We start from the raw sequence: 16,621 nt of genomic DNA, 5'->3' as shown, positions 1-16,621 counted from the left end.
TTTTATCAAGAATTAACTTCAACTTACAACTAAAAATTATCTGATATATGAAGGATTAAGTTATTTTCTCAACTTAGAAATCGGCTTCTTACTATATTCTGGAATATATTAACTACTTGATATATTGTTTAAGATAATTACTAAAAATTCAAAGCAAAATAGATAACGTCATGTTAAAAAGAATTAACTTACTTAAGCTTAAAAGAAACCCTATGAAAAAAACAGCCCTACTCCTTTCAGCATCATTCTTGAGCAGCATCCCTTTACTGAGCCATGCAGAAACAAGCAAAACCCTGCCGATCATTGAACAACAAAAACAAGTCGCTGGTTACTACCAACACCAAGTCGGTGATGTACAAATTACGGCATTATTGGATGGCACTAACTTTATGTCGCCAAGTCTGTTTAAAGATATTTCTCAACAACAAGTACAACAAATCCTGAAAAAGTACTACGCAGATCAAGAGAAAGGTGTCCAGACTTCCATCAATGCGTTCCTCGTCAATACAGGAAAATCGCTGGTACTCGTCGATAGCGGTGCAGCCAGTTGTTTTGGTGCACATTTAGGTTCAATCCTAAAAAATCTGCTTGCTTCGGGCTACAAGCCAGAGCAGGTCGATACCATTTTACTGACCCATTTACACCCCGATCATGTCTGTGGCATCAGCAAAGATGGCGTTGCCAATTTCCCCAATGCAACAGTATATGTCTCTAGTGACGAAGCCAATTATTGGCTAGATCCCAAACAGGCAGCCAAGCTTCCAAAAGACAAACAAGCAGGTTATGAAGGAACCGTAAAGCACATTAAGCAAGCTATTGCGCCTTACCAAGCCAAGCAACGTTTTAAAACTTATAAGCTCGGTGATGAAATTCAGGGCTTTAAAGTCATTAACACGGCGGGACATACTCCCGGTCACTTTAGCTATGAATTAAAAAGCAAAGGAGAAAGCGTGGTCTTTATTGGAGATATTGTACATTCACATACCGTGCAATTTGATCAACCCAAAACTGCGATTGAATACGATATTGATCCTAAGAAAGCAGTGGCAACCCGTTTAAAACAGTTTGCTGATTTCGCCAAAAATGGACAAACCATTGCTGCACCACATTTACCATTCCCGGGGATTGGACATATTTATTCAGCAGATGGTAAGAGCTATCAATGGATTCCGGTACATTTTAAAGATTAAACTGTACAAGCGAATTCTAGGCAATAAAAAAGCGACCAAGACGGTCGCTTTTTTCTACTGCATCATTTCATACCAAAGATCAGCTTTAATCCGAGTAGTGTCATCACACCACCCGCGATACGATCAAACAACGATTTAGATTTTAAATAAACTTTGCGTGGCCCTTCTGCTGACAATGCAACAGCCACCAGCGAATACCAACCTGCATCAATAAAGAAGCACAGCATTGGCAACACAACATAGTAATAACTTGGAATTTCTTTCGGTAATAATGCAGTAAAAATACTGGCAAGAATAATGGCAATTTTCGGGTTACTGAGCTGAGTAATGAGCCCCAAACGGAAAGCCTGTGTATAACTCATGCGATTCACAGTACCATTCACCGTTTCCATCGGCTCTTTGGCATGCTTGATAATCTTATACGCCAGCCAAAGTAAGTACAGTCCACCAAATACTTTTAAAGCGATATAAGCCGAAGGCACGGCCAATAAAATTGCCTGTAAGCCCATAACCGCAAGCAAACCAAACAAGGCTGCGCCCGTGCCTGTTCCTAAAGCGGTAAATAAACCATGTTTACGTGAAATCGCAATTGAGTTCTTCGCTACATAAATAAATGTAGGGCCTGGGCTAATCGCACCCAACATTAAGGCCAACGCAATTGAGCCTAAAATCAATAACGATTCCAAGATAACCTCTAGATTAGAATAATTTTCAAGCAATGATTTTACTTAAAAACAGGATGCAGGTGATAGATAAATTTTGATTTGCTGTCTCATTTTATCGCTTTAACTCAATATTTTTGAGTCGATTTCTTTCATTAAAAAACCTAAGTCCGACTCAAAACCAGATACATCACTTCACTACGAAATGAACCATCTGCCTGAATCTGATAATATTGGCGTGTCTGATCAGAAGCTTTGCGCTGCAAATCCCGTATGGTTTGAACTGCATATTCTGGTGTTTTCATCCGTTCAGTCCAGCTCTGAAATTCTAAATCTAAATGTTGTCTTTCAACAATTTCTAGCGTAAACCCTGCATATTCAGCAAAACGCGCCCATTCTCCCAAACTATAATTACGCACATGACTTGGATCGCGAATTGTTTCAATCGTCTGAAAAAAGGTATCCAACACTGGATTCGAATTTCCTAAAATATCAACAATCATCACTTTGCCCTGTTGCGCTACGACACGATACATCTCACTCATGGCTTGTGCGACATTCTGCCAATGATGGGCTGAATAGCGGGTAATAACGCAATCAAAACTTTGGTCTGCAAAAGGCAATGTCTCGGCTGCACCCTGCTGAGTCATAATATTATCGAAACCTTGTTGTTGGGCCTGTTCAGCAACCAATTCCACCATCGACGGCGTTAAGTCGTAGGCAGTCACCTGATCTACAAACGGTGCAACTTGATAGCTGACATGTCCACCGCCACAGCCCAAATCCAACACTGTTTTAAACTGATGTAACTGGATCAACTGCTGCATTTTCTGAAATTCAATCCCCTGCGCATGCACAGTACTGCTTAAATAGGCGTGAGATTTATCTTGATATTGCTGTTGATTGACTTGATGCTGGGTGGTCATGTTTTTATCCTTGCTGTGCCTGTCTCTATTTAAAATAGCCAAGCACAATAAAAAATAAAAATGATCAATTTTAATTTAATTAATAAAAATAAGTTATTAATTAAATCCAATCAAACTTGCCGCAACATTGATCGCAACCGCCAAAATGACCGTATTAAAGATAAATGCCAGTACACAATGAAAAATATTTAAATGCCTAAGCGAAGAACTGGTAATGGACACATCTGCTGTTTGTGCAGACGTACCAATGATATAGCTGAAATAAATAAAATCGAGATAGTCGGGTTGATCTGTCTTGGGGAAATCCAGCCCCGCTTCTTGGTGACGGCTTTTTGCTAGGTAATAGTCATGGGCATAGTGAATCGCAAATAAAGTATGCAGCAATAACCAAGTTGAAAATATTGTGCCAATGGTCAACAGAATCAGTGCACTTTTTAAAATGGGAAAATCTTTTGGTACATGACTGAGTTGCACCACGATCGAAATAAAACACACCACTATCGCAATCAGTACCACGGTTAAAATTACCCACTTCCCTTCATCCTGTTGCTGGGCACGTTTTAAAATATGTGTTGCATCTAGATGCCACATCATTTTCAAAATCAGGAATAGATACAGCCAAATCGCAATATTCCAGCTTAACTGCAAGCAGGTGGCCCATTTCCAGTCAGTAAAAAAGTGCAATGCTGCATAGATCAGCAAACCTAAGCTAAAAGTTGCGGAGAGATATGGACGATGTTTTATCCCTGTTGCAAAACGTTGTACAAATCCCTGCATACTTCACCTGATTGTCGTTTTTATTCATGATTGATTTAGTCTTATTTTTTAACACTGTATGGACTTAGAAAAGTACCTTCTATGATGGATTTTACCTAAATTAAACAAAATAAATTTCTGCTACATATTTACTTCGGACAAAAATGTCCGTTTAATTCATATTAAATATTCCACGAGCTTTGGTCATGGTAAAACGTCAGCAATTGGCGGCTCACAATCGTGATGAACTCCTCAATGCCGCAGAGGAAGTTTTCCGCAAGCAAGGTGTGCATGTGCCTCTACAGGCCATCATTGATCATGCTGGTGTTGGGCGGGCAACTTTTTATCGTAATTTTGCCGATCGTAAAGCCTTGATCGCAGCTTTGCTGGAACGTGCCATTACCCGTTTGGAGCAAAAGGCAAAAGAATTACTTATCTTTAATGATGGTTTTATCCGCTTAATTGAAAGCCATATTGAACAAATACCACAGCTTGTCGTACTGATTGATTACTGGCGCATTATTGATCGTGAAGACCCAATCATGCTAAACATTTATGAACGACGGAATAAAGCGCTACAGCCTCTGATTGATCAAGCGATTCAGCACAAATTATGTCGTCCTGATCTTACCCCTCAAGATTTCGGTATGATTACGGGGATTTTAGGGTCATCATTTCAAGGACATCAGGCGAGTGATCAGTTAAGACTGGCAAAACGCGCAATAGAATTATTATTAAACGGCATTAAAGTGTAGGTCGAGGAATAAAATGGATAAAAGCCCTCGCTATCTAGAGACTCCCCCAGATTGGTCCGCAGAAGAGCGCCCAACTTTACCCGGCTCGCCTGCGGCTATTGCACATGCCAGACCGAAACGTGTTGCTTATTTTATTATTGGCCTGCTGATTTGTATTGCAGCCAGCCTGAGTAACGGCTTTATTGTTGCCAATTTACCTATTTTTCAAGGTGAATACGGATTAACTGCCTCTCAAGCCGCATGGCTTCCTGCGGCTTATGTGATGGCCAATGTCAGTTCAAACCTGATTCTATTTAAAGCCCGTCAACAATATGGCTTACGTCTGTTTTCAGAAATCGGGCTACTGGTTTTTATCGGCGTACTAATTTTGCACACCTTTGTCAAAACCTATGAAATGGCATTATTTGTCCGCTTCATTGCTGGTTTAGCCGCCGCACCACTCAGTTCACTCGGCATGTATTACACCATGCAGGCCTTTGGCAAAGCGGATATGGCCAAAGGCATTTATCTGGCTTTTGGATTTCAGCAACTGGGATTGCCATTGGCTTGGATTATTTCGCCTTTTCTACTCAGCGCAAACCAATGGGATGTAATTTATACCTTTGAATTAGGTCTGGCCATTTGCTGTTTCGCGATGGTGGTCTCCCTTAAACTACCGCGTAGCTTACGTCTGGAGGTCTTTGAGAAGCAGGATTTCTTCACTTTTGCTCTATTGGCACCGGGTTTTGCCTGTCTGTGTATTGTCCTCACCCAAGGGCCTATTCTGTGGTGGTTCGATAGCCCGTGGCTGGCTTATACCTTGATCGTCGGTTTCTGTCTGATTGTATTGGGCCTCACTTACGAACATTATCGAACCAATCCCTTGATCATGACCCGCTGGCTGGCGGCTGGCGATTTACTCAGTTTCGTGGTCAGTGCTTTTGCGCTACGCCTACTGATGTCAGAACAAAGTTATGCGGCGGTAAATTTTTTGAAAACCATGGGTATGGGGCCAGATCAATTTGTTCCCCTATATGTGGTGATCTTTTGTGGGACGATTGCAGGTTCAGTATTTAGTGCTTTGACCTTCCATCGCGAGCGGCTCATTTTAAATTTATTCCTTGCTGAAATCCTGATCCTAATCGCCTGTGCACTGGACTATCACCTGACCAGTGATGTACGCCCAGCCAATTTCTATCGTAGTCAATTTTTAGTGAGCTTTGCAGGCGGTGTGTTTATTGGGCCACTGCTGCTAATGGGCTTTATGCGCACCTTGCAACGTGGACCACAATATGTGGTGACTTTCATCGTACTCTTTTCAGCCACCCAAAACTTTGGTGGTCTGGTCGGTTCATCCTTCTTTAATACTTACCAGCAACACCAAACCTATGGTTATAAAGTCGAGATCAACAGCTATCTTGATCCGACCGATCCATTGGTGGCACAACGCTTACAGACTTATCAGCATAGTGCAATGGTGACCACCAATGATCCTGTTCTACAAAACAATCAGGCGCTACAAAACCTGAATAAAGTAGTGACCCGCGAAGCACAGGTTCGCGCCTATAACGATGTAATTGTATTAAATGGCATTTTTGCTGTTGTTTTACTGCTATGGGGGTTATTTAAATATGTACGTAATAAGTACTTGACCCGAAAAAATCTGCAAGCAGCCAGTTAACCCTTATGGTATTTGATTGAGAAAACATTATGTCTGAACAAGATAAACCAGAAAATACAAATGCTCAGAACAACGAGCAAAACCAGACGGTTCAACCTGAAAAGGCACCAGAAGCTGTGACGCAAATGCCACCGCCTCCTCCACCGCCAACCAGTAAGTTGATCAAGACCAAGCGTTCAACCTTGTGGTGGATGCTGCTGGTATTAATTGTCGGGATTACGATTATTTTATGGGCATGGCGAATCGGACCATTTCACTCGGCGACTGAACAGACCGACAATAGCTATGTAAAAGGTAAAACCACTATTCTTTCTTCACAGATTAATGGCTATATCAAGGATGTTCTGGTCAAGGACTTTGATCATGTTAAACAGGGTCAGGTACTCATGCATATTGATGCAACGACCTATGACCAAAAGGTGACGCAAGCTGTTTCTGGGGTAGAACAAGCTGAAAATAGCCTTGCCAATCAGACTCAAGCCATTGCCCAGCGTCAGGCAGATGTCGTTGCATCCCAAGCCAAACTGGATCAGGTCAAGGCGCAATACGATCTATCCCTCGCACAACTTAAACGCTATCAACAACTGGGCGATAGTGGTGCTGCCTCAAAATCAGAACAGGATAAAGCTGCGGCTGATGCACAGAATAACCTTGCTTTGCTCAAACAGGCTCAAGCCAATATTCTGGTTGCACAAGAAGCCTTAAAAACGGCGCAAGTCGCTGAAGCAGGCTTAAAAGCGCAAGTAAATAGCGCTCAGGCACAACTGGATCAAGCCAACACCACCAAAGATTACAGCACTATTGTTGCACCACTGGATGGTCAACTCGGTGAAGTCAATCCGCGTGTGGGACAATACGTTGCAGCGGGCACACAATTGCTCTATTTAATTCCACAACAAACCTGGGTCATTGCCAATTTTAAGGAAACTCAAATTGCCAATATGAAAATTGGTCAAAAGGCCTATTTCACTGTGGATGCGATGAATCATCAGAAGTTCACTGGACAGGTAGAGCAGATTTCACCTGCGGCTGGTTCAGAATTCAGTGTATTGAAGCCTGACAATGCCACAGGTAACTTCACCAAAGTGGTACAACGTATTGCTGTTCGAATCACCGTAGATCCAAATCAGAAAGGGATGGAAAATTTACGCCCAGGGATGTCTGTCATTACTTCGGTAGACACCAGTTCCTAAACCATACTGACATTCTCAATCAAATCCATTTACAATGTGATCAAGCTCTTTTCTCATGATCTAAGATGTTTGATCACATTGCTTTTCCCACTCCCTATCAGACCTTAGATCTTCCTGCGCCAGTTCAACTCACTGTGAAGCGTCTGGATCAGATTCATCCCCACATTTCGGGTAATAAGTTTTTCAAACTCAAATACAACCTGCTTGCCGCACAGCAACAAGGCTGCTCAAAAATACTGACTTTTGGCGGTGCTTTTTCTAACCATATTGCTGCAACAGCGTATGCCGCTCAACGATTTGGTTTTCAAAGTATTGGCATTATTCGCGGAGACGAGTTGGCTTTGCACGCCTTAAATCCAACACTGCAAACCGCACATGATTTTGGTATGCAGCTGCATTTTGTGAGTCGGGCCGAATATCGGCTGCGCCATGAAGCCGCATATTTACAACAGCTACAACAACAATATCCGCAAGCTTTCATCGTTCCAGAGGGCGGAACCAATGCACTTGCCTTGCAAGGCAGCCAAGAAATACTCTCTGCTCATGATCGAGAAAATTATGACGTGATTTGCTGTGCAGTCGGAACTGGCGGAACCATTGCAGGACTGATTGAAAGCAGTTCAGATCGACAGCATGTGCTGGGCTTTTCTGCCTTAAAAGGTGATTTTCTACAACAAGACATTCAACAGTGGACTGATAAAAAAAATTGGTCTTTAACTGATGCCTATTGTTGCGGTGGCTACGCCAAAACCAGTCCAGCGCTACTGCAATTTATGCAACAGTTTGAACAGCAATATGCGATTCCATTAGAACAGGTCTATACCGCTAAAATGATGATGGGACTTTTTGACCTGATTCAGCAGCAACATTTCCCAGAAAATGCCCGTATTCTTACGATTCACACAGGTGGTTTACAAGGAAAGTTGAAAACATACTAAAAGCTGCATAAATCTTTTATAATTGCCCGCTTTTCCGCTCTTGAGTATTTCCCCCATGATCCATCAAGTTGATGTTGTTGTTTTAGGTGCAGGTGCATCAGGCTTGATGTTGGCTGCTGAAGCAGGCAAACGTGGGCGCTCGGTTGCAGTGCTTGAAAAAGCCAATAAAGTCGGTAAAAAGATTTTGATGTCTGGTGGTGGTAAATGTAACTTTACCAATCTGGATGTCGAGCCTGCGAATTATCTTTCTGAAAATCCACATTTCGTTATTTCTGCCCTCACCCGCTATACCAACTGGGACTTTATTGGTCTGGTCTGTGAATACGGAATTGAATATGAAGAACGCAAGCACGGTCAGCTTTTTACCCTAAAAGGATCAAAAGAAATCCTTGAGCTGTTACTTTCAGAATGTGATAAAGCCAAACGTGTACAGATTCAAACCCATTGCGAAGTACAGCAAGTCAAAGCACAAGCAGATTCAGGTTTTATCATTGAAACCAGTCAAGGGAATTATCAATGTGAATCGGTGGTGGTTGCGACAGGTGGTTTGTCTATTCCAACGTTAGGTGGTTCGGGCTTTGGTTATGAGCTTGCACAGCAGTTCGGACATCATGTCTACCCAACACGCGCAGGTCTGGTTCCCTTTACCTTCTCAGATCAATTTAAAGAAGTGACCACCCGTTTAAGCGGCAATGCGCTAGATGCAACGTTAATCAATGAACGCCATCAATTTACCGAAGCCTTGCTCTTTACCCATCGCGGACTCAGCGGCCCAAGCGCTTTGCAACTTTCCAACTATTGGCATGTCGGTGAAAGCTTTAAAATTGATTTCTTTCCGAGTCAGGACTTCGCTCAATTTTTCAAAGAAAAGAAAAAATCTCAGCCGAAAGTACTGTTACGAACCTTACTGAGCGAATTTACCGCCAAAAGCATTGTACTTGAATTACAGCAATTGATCTGGGCAGAGCAAAGTGAAACTGCGATTGGCAATATAAGCGACCTTCAACTGGAGGAGATTGCAGCACAACTCCATGCCTTCTCCGTTAAACCGTCTGGAACCGAGGGTTATCGCACAGCTGAAGTGACACTGGGTGGTGTAGATACCAGCGAAGTCTCATCAAAAACCATGGAAAGTAAGAAGCAGAAAGGCCTATATTTTATTGGTGAAGTACTGGATGTGACAGGACACTTAGGCGGTTATAACTTCCAGTGGGCATGGTCATCTGCACAGGCAGCAGCCCAATTCGTTTAAATACGGTTCTGATACATACCCTTCGCTTTGGCTTCAGATGAATCAATACTTAATGTAGTTCATCTGAAGAATTAGCAGCTTCCGAAGACGGGATTTTCTGGGTATTTTCGATTGATTTCTCTTTGGTTGGGCTTGATTTCGCCACGACAAATTTGTAAGCACTTGCCAAAAAACCAACAGTAATACCTGCAATAATAATCGGTGCAAATACACGATTTGGTCTCTTCATTCTGTTCTCCTATTAACTTTTTATTGAGAGACTATGGGGACTTTATCTATAAATGAATTGCTTTTTAGGCCAAGTTTTCATTTCGACCCAATCGAATGCGCAACTTGCTCATTCCACTTCGCTCAGAATTTTCCACATTGTGAGCTGAGCTGGATGCAAAACGTATGTCCTAACAACTCTGGACAGCATTACAAATAAAGACCAAAAGTGCGAATAAAAACAAAACGACCACCCTGCTTAGAGTGGTCGAATTGATTGAAAAAATCAAAGATTATTTTTTACTATTCATCCGAATATGGTGGAGTTGGTGGTGTTGGATTCGCCAGAGTATCTGATGAAGTTGGTGTCGGACTCACAGGATTCACTGGAGTCGTTGGCGCTGTTGGTGCTGGGCTCACAGGCGCTGCTGGCTTAACCTCATCCTTGTGCAACGGATTTGGTTTGTTGCCTTCTGTTTTTGCCTTATCCAGTAAATCATCAAGTAAACGCTCTGCAGGTTGACGACCGCCTAAACCAAAGGCCAATGCAAATGCGACTGCAACTGAACCCAGTGTTAAACCGAAGGCCAGATTAACAATAGAATCAGCAATACCCATTGCTTTCAAGCCCATCGCAATCACAAGTCCCATAATTAAAATACGGACCAGATTACCTAACCAGCGAGAGCTATTATATTCACCACGTTGAACGACATTGGCAACCACATTTGCCAGCCAGAAGCCGATCACCAGAATTACTGCACCTAGAAGGATACTTGCACCGAACTGGATAAACATGGCAATGAGTACGCTCACCTGTTCCAGCCCCAGACGATTCGCTGCTTCTGAAACAGCAAATAGCATGGTGAAGAACACGATTAGACAGCCAACCACATCTGAAACACGAGTCTGTCCAAGGAAACGTTGGATATCGAGTTTCATTGGAATTTCATCGACACCTGCACCTGAAATCAATTCAGCCACTAAACGTCCAACAAAACGCGAAACAATATAAGCCACAATTAAAATCAGGCCTGCCGCAATAATTTGTGGAATCGCGTGCATGATTTCATTCAGCATTGATGTCGCTGGTTGAGAAATCGCTTCGATACCTAGTGCTTCAAATGCCACAATTAAAGTGGTAATAATAATGACGGCGAAGACAAAAGAGCCTAAAAATTTAGAGACATTTGAATTTTTAAATAGCCCTACTTTTTCAGCCTGTGTCTGTAAACCCAAACTATTACTTAAACCTTCAACAATGCCACGTACAATCTTCGCAAGAATATAACCGACGAAGATAATGACACCTGTAATAAACAGATTCGGTAAATAAGCAACGGCATCATTCACCATGTTCTGTACAGGAATTAATAAACCTGTTAAACCGAGAATCGATAAAACAATCGGCAAGAACAATAATAAAACCAGCCAGTAAAAAATCTCACCGATATTGCTACTCAGTGAACTGACACCGACCTCACCGCTCAGCTTCTCATCAAGCTCGGTTCTGGCAAGTACATTGGTTAATCCTGCGCGTACCAAACGGGCAACAATCCAACCAATAAAACCGACTGCAACAGCAGCAAACAGATTAGGAATAAAGGCCAGAATCCGCCCGACCATATTGCTAAATGGATCACTCACACCACTGATATTTAAGACATTTAATGCACCCACAACCGCTAGAATCATGATAAACCAGAATACCAGCTTGGAAATCAGATTCTCAATATTTGGGGTACGACCAGTTGCAGACGACAATTTATGATTGGTATCAAGTTTTTGCAGTAATTTTTTTACACCCGCTGCAACCACCAGAGCAATAATCCAGCCGACCAGCAAGATTACAATTGCAGCTAAAATTGGGTGAAATTGATCCCAATAATACATTGCATCAAATCCTCCTCGGTTGGAGGGGTCATTAAAAAATTCATTCATGTTGTTATCCTTATGTTGTGTTTTTCAGTCTTGTACAGTCCACCCATGGTTGCTCTATGAACTAAGAACATGATTTATGGATGCTTCCACCATAATTTTTGTCTATTTTCCAATCAATAAATGGCAGCACTAATACAACAAAAAGTGCGCAAAATATTGCAAAAAAGCTCATTGATTCACACCAATGAGCTTTTTGAAGAATTAATTCTCGGTCTTAAAATATGCTTGTCTAAGCATTCAGAACTGCCGACTGCATTTGTGACAGGATCACTTGTGCAGTTGGATTGGCTGAATGATCAGCAACCATATAAACAAGTAATGCAATCAGGAAGATTCCCACCAGAATCAAAATATAAACGGGTAATCTTCTCTTTTTGGTAATTTCTTCTTTGCTCGCCACATGGGGTTGTGGCTTACTAAAATCATGCATGATAGCAGCCCTCATCCTTATTACTTTTCAATATTTATATTAGCAACGTGCTGTGTAGCATTGTGTGAAGAAGCTTCGGACTATCGTTGCACTGGTTGCAGAACTCTACTTTTTTTATTTTATTTTTTGTTTAAAATATAGGCGGCTTTAGCGGGCAACAAAAATAAGCTATAATGCTCAGTCCCGTTTTTTAAATGTTTTGCTTTATGTCCTATAGCCAACAAAGTGTTTCTCTTGATTTGGACACTGATGTAACACATCAATGTTTTTTACATCACACACGCGATGAACATTTGATTGGAATTATTGAGTTTAATAAGCCAAGCTATATCCTGAAATGGGGTGATCTGGAATATTTTCGTCGCCGTACAGAAGAGTTTTCGGTGATGCCATTACCAGACTGTATCAATGCCATGATCATTGATATTCGTAATGTACAGCCTTTTTTAGATAATGAAGTTCCCATCTTGCCGTGGCGCTTACTGGAAGAAGATTGTCCTGTACGTCTGGTCGTTCCTCAAGAACGCCTTGAGCATTACATTGGGTTATTTGAACCGACTTGGTTAACCACCGATGTAGACACAGCGATTCAGGAAATCCGTGAATTTATGGATATGTTTGTTCATTAAACATATCCCTCCTCCTTCATTCAGATGAATCGTCTCAACCGAAGTCTGTTACCAGTAATTTTCTACGGCAATATTACCTTCACCACGACGATTCATAATTAAACCACGCAATTTTAGCGCTTCTTTGGTGTCTTCCACCATCTGCGGATTACCACATAACATCACATGACTGCTGGCTGGATTCAAATCCAAGCCAACGGCTTTTTCCAGTTCCCCATTGCCAATCAGCACAGGTAAACGATCATGTAATGGCGCCTCTGGATCACGCGTGATGATCGGGACAAATTTAAAGCCCGTATGCCCTTCACCAAACAGTGCCGCAATTTCTTGAATACGATCTACATAAGCCAGTTCAGACTCGGTACGAACGCTATAAACCAGATTGATGTGCTGATATTTATTCCATGTTTCGAAATCTTGCAGCATCGATAAGAACGGCGCCAGACCAGTTCCTGTCCCCAACAACCATAAATCCTGCGGTAAAGGTTGCTGATAACGCGCAAGGGTTAAATAACCATACGAGATCTTTTCCAGATACAGCTCATCACCCACTTTAAGGTGTTGCAGATTCGAGGTAAATGCGCCATCGGGTACCACAATTGAAAAGAATTCTAGCGTTTCATCAAAGGGTGAAGACACCACCGAATAAGCACGAATCACCAGTTCGCCATCTACCATTAAACCAATACGGGCAAACTGCCCTGCGGTGAATTTAAAATGGGCTGGACGGGTCATGGTAAAACTAAACAGATTGTCAGCCCAGCGGTGTACAGATAAAACCTTTTCTACGCTAAATTTTTCAATTGACATGATTTGAACGTGGCACGAAACAGTAGGCTCATGTTAGCATGATCGAATAAATGATGGATACTCAAAACATTAAGGCTATTTAACATGCGCATGACATTACGCCAATTGGCTGTTTTCGTGGCGGTCGCTCAAGAGGGAACTGTAACCAAAGCGAGTGATGCTGTTCGTCTCACACAAAGTGCGGCAAGTATGGCCTTAGCAGATTTAGAAGATGGTCTGGGCGCACCACTATTCGACCGTCTAGGAAAACGCTTACAACTGAATGATCTAGGACGTTTTTTACTTCCTCAAGCGCTTGAGATTTTAGGGCGTTGTGAAGCTTTTGAACAAGCGGCCAAAGGCGAGTTGCAAAGCATTGATTTACGCCTTGGGGCAACACTCACCATCAGCGATTATTTAATGCCTGATTTGATGGCTGATTTTTTACAACGTCATCCGCAAGCGCATCTCCAACTGCAAGTGGGTAATACCCGTCAAATGATTGAAGCAGTGAATCAATTTCAGCTTGATCTCGCCTTAATCGAAGGTTCATGTCATTTACCACAACTACAATGTATTCATTGGCGTAATGATGAACTGGCTGTATGTTGTGCGCCTGATCATCCTCTTGCACAGCTCAACCGCCCGATTACACCGGCAGATTTTGACGAGGTAGAATGGATCTTACGTGAAGAAGGCTCAGGAACACGTGAAGTGTTTGATAATGCCATTTTACAAGATTTACCAGATGCCAATATCCGTTTAACACTGGGTCATAATGAAGCGATTTTAAAAATAGTCGCAGGTGGTTTGGGCATGTCATGTATTTCCAAACTGGCGATTGAACCTCTTCAGGAGAAAGGCCAGTTGGTCATTCTAGATACGCCTTATTGGGAATTAACCCGTCCGCTTTATATGCTCGTCCATCGCCAAAAATATCAAGGGCCTGGTTTAAAAGCCTTTTTGCAATTTTGTGAAGCAAAGGTTTAACTTTTTAAATAAAAAATGCTTCCAGTTGGAAGCATTTTTTTATGCAGTTTGATTTAGAAGTCGAAGCTCACACCAAGTTTATAAGTACGACCTGCGCCAACTGTAGTAAAGCCACTGGTAAACACGCCATCCCAATATTTCTTATCAGCGACATTATCCACATTGGCACGGAAAGTTGTATTCACACCCCCGAGTTTAGTTGCGTACTTCGCCCCTAAATCAACCAAGGTATAATCAGGTAATTTTAAATTATTGTTCGCAGTTAAGTATTGGTCATCCACATAAGTCACAAATGCATTCACGCTTAAACCTTCTACATAGGGTAAGGTGTAATCTACACCAACGCCTGCGGTAATCTCTGGTGTACCCTCAATGGTATTACCAGATATATCGACTCCGCCCGTTAAAAGTCCTTTTTTATATTCGGTATCAATATAAGCCAGATTACCGTAAACGATTAAGTCTTCCGTCACTTTACCAGAGAAACCGTACTCAACACCTTTTGATTCAGTCTTCGCACCATCCGTCGTAATTTGCTTAATATTTGCATTGTTCGGATCACGATAGCTTGTATCTGTCATCGTGCTCGGTTTTTTAATTTGATACAGCGCTAAAGTGTGTAACCAACGATCACCTTGATATTTCGCACCAATTTCATATTGTTTACTTTCAAATGGAGCAAATGTTTTATTGTAATTTGCATCTGTCTCATTAGATACCGTTGCACCTCGAACCAGACCTTCCACATAACTCGCATAGAATGAAGTTTCTTCACCAAAAGGTTTCACAACAATGGCGGCACTTGGAGATAACTTATCATCTTTCAATGGCGGTGCATTGGTCGTCAGCGCTTTTAAATTCATGTCTTGATAGCGCACACCTAAAATAAACTGTAGCTTGTCATCCAGCATGGAAATCTGATCACTCAAGCTATAGCTGACATAGACATCATCGGCGAAAGGTACAATAACTGGCCAAGTATCAGGCATATGCCCTTCGCTACTTGGATCATAGATATTGGTCGGAAAATAAACCTCTTTTGCACCACGTCCCTGATGCTGACTATATTTACGTTTCAGGTAATCTGCTCGGAATGCCAGCGTATGGGAAATATCACCTGTAAAAATCTGACCTTCTAAACCTGCATTAAAGGTGGTGTTATGTTCCTTTGAACCGACTCGATAATACTGTGCCAGTGCATCGCCATCCGCACCGACCAATGGACTTGTATTACCTATACCTTGATGATTAACGGGATAATCACCTACGATCATACGGGTACCAAATAAATGCCCACGGTATTCACGCTCATTGAACCCAGCGCCAGCAAATGCTTTTAAATTTGGTAGAAGCTTATATTCTCCTGATAAGCCCACATAATTAGCACTTTGCATACCTTCTAAATGTGGGAAATAATTCAGCTTGCCATCTGGTGCTGGTAAAACACGTCCCAAAGTCGCAAAAGAGATCATTGCTGGTGAACCACCATCACGCTTATCACGTACCGAATAAGCATCAAAGTTAATTTTGGCCTGATCAGTCGTATAGTCGAGTGCGAGTACCGCAGCCGTATTTTCATCTTCCAGCCCGTCAACAATATGTTCACCTTGTCCATAAGTCGCACTGACACGCGCACCAAATTTGTTGTCCTCCCCAAAACGGCGAGATACATCAAAACCTGATTTGTAATAACCACCATCTTCGTACATCGCAGAGACTTGGGTCAGATCCCGATCCGCACGTTTGGTTGTTGCCATCACGACTCCACCAATACTCCCGCCTGGTGCCATGCCTGCAATTAATGCATTTGGGCCTTTCAATACACTGGCAGAGCTTAAAATATCAGTCGGTGTACGACCACTTGGCGACATACCATAAGCACCATTAATATTGGCATCTTCCCATGTCACCGCAAAGCCGCGAATCATAAAGTTTTCGTTTAAATGCCCACTATTGGTGGTGGTACGAATACTTGGATCATTTTTAAGAATGCCTGCAATCGAATCCGCTTGCTTATCTTTAATTGCCTGCTCGGTATAGGACTGGATACTGAACGGCGTATCCAATACAGCTTTCTCACCGAGGATACCTAAACTGGCATCTTTTTTAAGTTTACCTGTTGCATCTGTTGCTTGTGAGTCGGCTTTCACGACAATCGTTGGCAAAACGGTGTTTTCTTCAGCCACAGCAAACATTGGTAATGCAATGAGAGATAGAAACAATATATTCTTTTTCAAGTGACCATACCCCGATAAAAATTTGATCACATTATATAAGAACAATTAACAAATGATAATAAAAAC

Annotated in this window: 16 protein-coding genes; 8 read left to right on the top strand and 8 right to left on the bottom strand. The window is 42.1% G+C overall.

The window, feature by feature from the left end; all coding sequences use genetic code 11:
• Nucleotides 1-212: 212 nt before the first annotated feature.
• Complete coding sequence (locus A9Z07_RS04050; protein ID WP_069577029.1) at nucleotides 213-1,190, top strand: MBL fold metallo-hydrolase; 978 nt, start codon at nucleotides 213-215, stop codon at nucleotides 1,188-1,190.
• A 62-nt stretch (nucleotides 1,191-1,252) separates the two neighbouring features.
• Here A9Z07_RS04050 and A9Z07_RS04045 read toward each other — a convergent pair whose 3' ends face one another.
• The 3 genes from A9Z07_RS04045 to A9Z07_RS04035 all read right to left on the bottom strand — a co-directional run bounded on the left by A9Z07_RS04045 (nucleotide 1,253) and on the right by A9Z07_RS04035 (nucleotide 3,555).
• A complete protein-coding gene (locus A9Z07_RS04045) occupies nucleotides 1,253-1,876 on the bottom strand; it encodes a LysE family translocator (protein ID WP_004770800.1) in 624 nt (207 codons plus the stop codon).
• A 140-nt stretch (nucleotides 1,877-2,016) separates the two neighbouring features.
• Nucleotides 2,017-2,778 carry a class I SAM-dependent methyltransferase gene (locus A9Z07_RS04040; RefSeq protein ID WP_069577024.1) on the bottom strand — a complete coding sequence of 254 codons (762 nt, stop codon included), beginning with the start codon at nucleotides 2,776-2,778 and terminating at the stop codon, nucleotides 2,017-2,019.
• 96 nt (nucleotides 2,779-2,874) lie between these two features.
• Nucleotides 2,875-3,555, bottom strand: coding sequence for a DUF1345 domain-containing protein (locus A9Z07_RS04035; protein ID WP_069577018.1), 681 nt, complete (start codon nucleotides 3,553-3,555; stop codon nucleotides 2,875-2,877).
• Between the two features lie 185 nt (nucleotides 3,556-3,740).
• On the opposite strand from A9Z07_RS04035, the gene A9Z07_RS04030 reads away from it, so the two are divergent.
• The 5 genes from A9Z07_RS04030 (at nucleotide 3,741) to A9Z07_RS04010 (ending at nucleotide 9,332) form a co-directional block, all read left to right on the top strand.
• Entirely contained in the window at nucleotides 3,741-4,289 is a 549-nt protein-coding gene (locus tag A9Z07_RS04030; RefSeq protein WP_069577012.1) for a TetR/AcrR family transcriptional regulator, read from the top strand.
• Nucleotides 4,290-4,302: 13 nt separating this feature from the next.
• Complete coding sequence (locus A9Z07_RS04025; RefSeq protein ID WP_069577008.1) at nucleotides 4,303-5,949, top strand: MFS transporter; 1,647 nt, start codon at nucleotides 4,303-4,305, stop codon at nucleotides 5,947-5,949.
• Nucleotides 5,950-5,978: 29 nt separating this feature from the next.
• Complete coding sequence (locus tag A9Z07_RS04020; protein WP_069577002.1) at nucleotides 5,979-7,142, top strand: HlyD family secretion protein; 1,164 nt, start codon at nucleotides 5,979-5,981, stop codon at nucleotides 7,140-7,142.
• 65 nt (nucleotides 7,143-7,207) lie between these two features.
• The gene (locus A9Z07_RS04015) at nucleotides 7,208-8,080 is read left to right on the top strand and encodes a 1-aminocyclopropane-1-carboxylate deaminase/D-cysteine desulfhydrase (RefSeq protein WP_069576996.1); all 873 of its coding nucleotides are present in this window, start codon (nucleotides 7,208-7,210) and stop codon (nucleotides 8,078-8,080) included.
• Nucleotides 8,081-8,135: 55 nt separating this feature from the next.
• Nucleotides 8,136-9,332, top strand: coding sequence for an NAD(P)/FAD-dependent oxidoreductase (locus A9Z07_RS04010; RefSeq protein WP_069576992.1), 1,197 nt, complete (start codon nucleotides 8,136-8,138; stop codon nucleotides 9,330-9,332).
• A gap of 49 nt (nucleotides 9,333-9,381) precedes the next feature.
• Here A9Z07_RS04010 and A9Z07_RS04005 read toward each other — a convergent pair whose 3' ends face one another.
• From A9Z07_RS04005 to A9Z07_RS03995, 3 genes are all read right to left on the bottom strand, one after another.
• Nucleotides 9,382-9,561, bottom strand: a complete 180-nt coding sequence (locus tag A9Z07_RS04005; protein ID WP_069576987.1) for a hypothetical protein — start codon at nucleotides 9,559-9,561, stop codon at nucleotides 9,382-9,384.
• Nucleotides 9,562-9,842: 281 nt separating this feature from the next.
• Nucleotides 9,843-11,480, bottom strand: coding sequence for a mechanosensitive ion channel (locus A9Z07_RS04000; protein ID WP_069576982.1), 1,638 nt, complete (start codon nucleotides 11,478-11,480; stop codon nucleotides 9,843-9,845).
• A 229-nt stretch (nucleotides 11,481-11,709) separates the two neighbouring features.
• Complete coding sequence (locus tag A9Z07_RS03995; RefSeq protein WP_005256177.1) at nucleotides 11,710-11,910, bottom strand: hypothetical protein; 201 nt, start codon at nucleotides 11,908-11,910, stop codon at nucleotides 11,710-11,712.
• Nucleotides 11,911-12,116: 206 nt separating this feature from the next.
• Here A9Z07_RS03995 and A9Z07_RS03990 point away from each other — a divergent pair, with 206 nt between their 5' ends.
• The gene (locus A9Z07_RS03990) at nucleotides 12,117-12,539 is read left to right on the top strand and encodes a hypothetical protein (RefSeq protein WP_004770789.1); all 423 of its coding nucleotides are present in this window, start codon (nucleotides 12,117-12,119) and stop codon (nucleotides 12,537-12,539) included.
• A gap of 48 nt (nucleotides 12,540-12,587) precedes the next feature.
• On the opposite strand, the gene A9Z07_RS03985 is transcribed toward A9Z07_RS03990, so the two are convergent.
• Nucleotides 12,588-13,349, bottom strand: coding sequence for a ferredoxin--NADP reductase (locus A9Z07_RS03985; protein WP_069576977.1), 762 nt, complete (start codon nucleotides 13,347-13,349; stop codon nucleotides 12,588-12,590).
• 84 nt (nucleotides 13,350-13,433) lie between these two features.
• On the opposite strand from A9Z07_RS03985, the gene gigC reads away from it, so the two are divergent.
• Nucleotides 13,434-14,318 carry a LysR family transcriptional regulator GigC gene (gene gigC, locus A9Z07_RS03980; RefSeq protein ID WP_004770787.1) on the top strand — a complete coding sequence of 295 codons (885 nt, stop codon included), beginning with the start codon at nucleotides 13,434-13,436 and terminating at the stop codon, nucleotides 14,316-14,318.
• A gap of 53 nt (nucleotides 14,319-14,371) precedes the next feature.
• On the opposite strand, the gene A9Z07_RS03975 is transcribed toward gigC, so the two are convergent.
• Entirely contained in the window at nucleotides 14,372-16,513 is a 2,142-nt protein-coding gene (locus A9Z07_RS03975; RefSeq protein ID WP_171258945.1) for a TonB-dependent receptor, read from the bottom strand.
• Nucleotides 16,514-16,621: the final 108 nt, after the last annotated feature.

It is taken from the genome of Acinetobacter sp. YK3, from assembly GCF_001729365.1.
In the GTDB taxonomy this organism is placed as follows: Bacteria; Pseudomonadota; Gammaproteobacteria; order Pseudomonadales; family Moraxellaceae; genus Acinetobacter; species Acinetobacter vivianii.
Note: the sequence above shows the minus strand (reverse complement) of the source record. Positions and strands in the feature narration are given on the sequence as shown.

Excerpts from the sequence above, each read along its gene's own strand:
- A9Z07_RS04050 (WP_069577029.1), top strand. The coding sequence starts at position 213 with ATGAAAAAAACAGCCCTACTCCTTTCAGCATCATTCTTGAGCAGCATC.
- A9Z07_RS04020 (WP_069577002.1), top strand. The coding sequence starts at position 5,979 with ATGTCTGAACAAGATAAACCAGAAAATACAAATGCTCAGAACAACGAG.
- A9Z07_RS04000 (WP_069576982.1), bottom strand. The coding sequence starts at position 11,480 with ATGAATGAATTTTTTAATGACCCCTCCAACCGAGGAGGATTTGATGCA.
- A9Z07_RS04035 (WP_069577018.1), bottom strand. The coding sequence starts at position 3,555 with ATGCAGGGATTTGTACAACGTTTTGCAACAGGGATAAAACATCGTCCA.
- A9Z07_RS03995 (WP_005256177.1), bottom strand. The coding sequence starts at position 11,910 with ATGCATGATTTTAGTAAGCCACAACCCCATGTGGCGAGCAAAGAAGAA.
- A9Z07_RS04010 (WP_069576992.1), top strand. The coding sequence starts at position 8,136 with ATGATCCATCAAGTTGATGTTGTTGTTTTAGGTGCAGGTGCATCAGGC.
- gigC (WP_004770787.1), top strand. The coding sequence starts at position 13,434 with ATGCGCATGACATTACGCCAATTGGCTGTTTTCGTGGCGGTCGCTCAA.
- A9Z07_RS03990 (WP_004770789.1), top strand. The coding sequence starts at position 12,117 with ATGTCCTATAGCCAACAAAGTGTTTCTCTTGATTTGGACACTGATGTA.
- A9Z07_RS04025 (WP_069577008.1), top strand. The coding sequence starts at position 4,303 with ATGGATAAAAGCCCTCGCTATCTAGAGACTCCCCCAGATTGGTCCGCA.
- A9Z07_RS03975 (WP_171258945.1), bottom strand. The coding sequence starts at position 16,513 with ATGTTTGCTGTGGCTGAAGAAAACACCGTTTTGCCAACGATTGTCGTG.
- A9Z07_RS04030 (WP_069577012.1), top strand. The coding sequence starts at position 3,741 with ATGGTAAAACGTCAGCAATTGGCGGCTCACAATCGTGATGAACTCCTC.
- A9Z07_RS04015 (WP_069576996.1), top strand. The coding sequence starts at position 7,208 with ATGTTTGATCACATTGCTTTTCCCACTCCCTATCAGACCTTAGATCTT.
- A9Z07_RS03985 (WP_069576977.1), bottom strand. The coding sequence starts at position 13,349 with ATGTCAATTGAAAAATTTAGCGTAGAAAAGGTTTTATCTGTACACCGC.
- A9Z07_RS04040 (WP_069577024.1), bottom strand. The coding sequence starts at position 2,778 with ATGACCACCCAGCATCAAGTCAATCAACAGCAATATCAAGATAAATCT.
- A9Z07_RS04005 (WP_069576987.1), bottom strand. The coding sequence starts at position 9,561 with ATGAAGAGACCAAATCGTGTATTTGCACCGATTATTATTGCAGGTATT.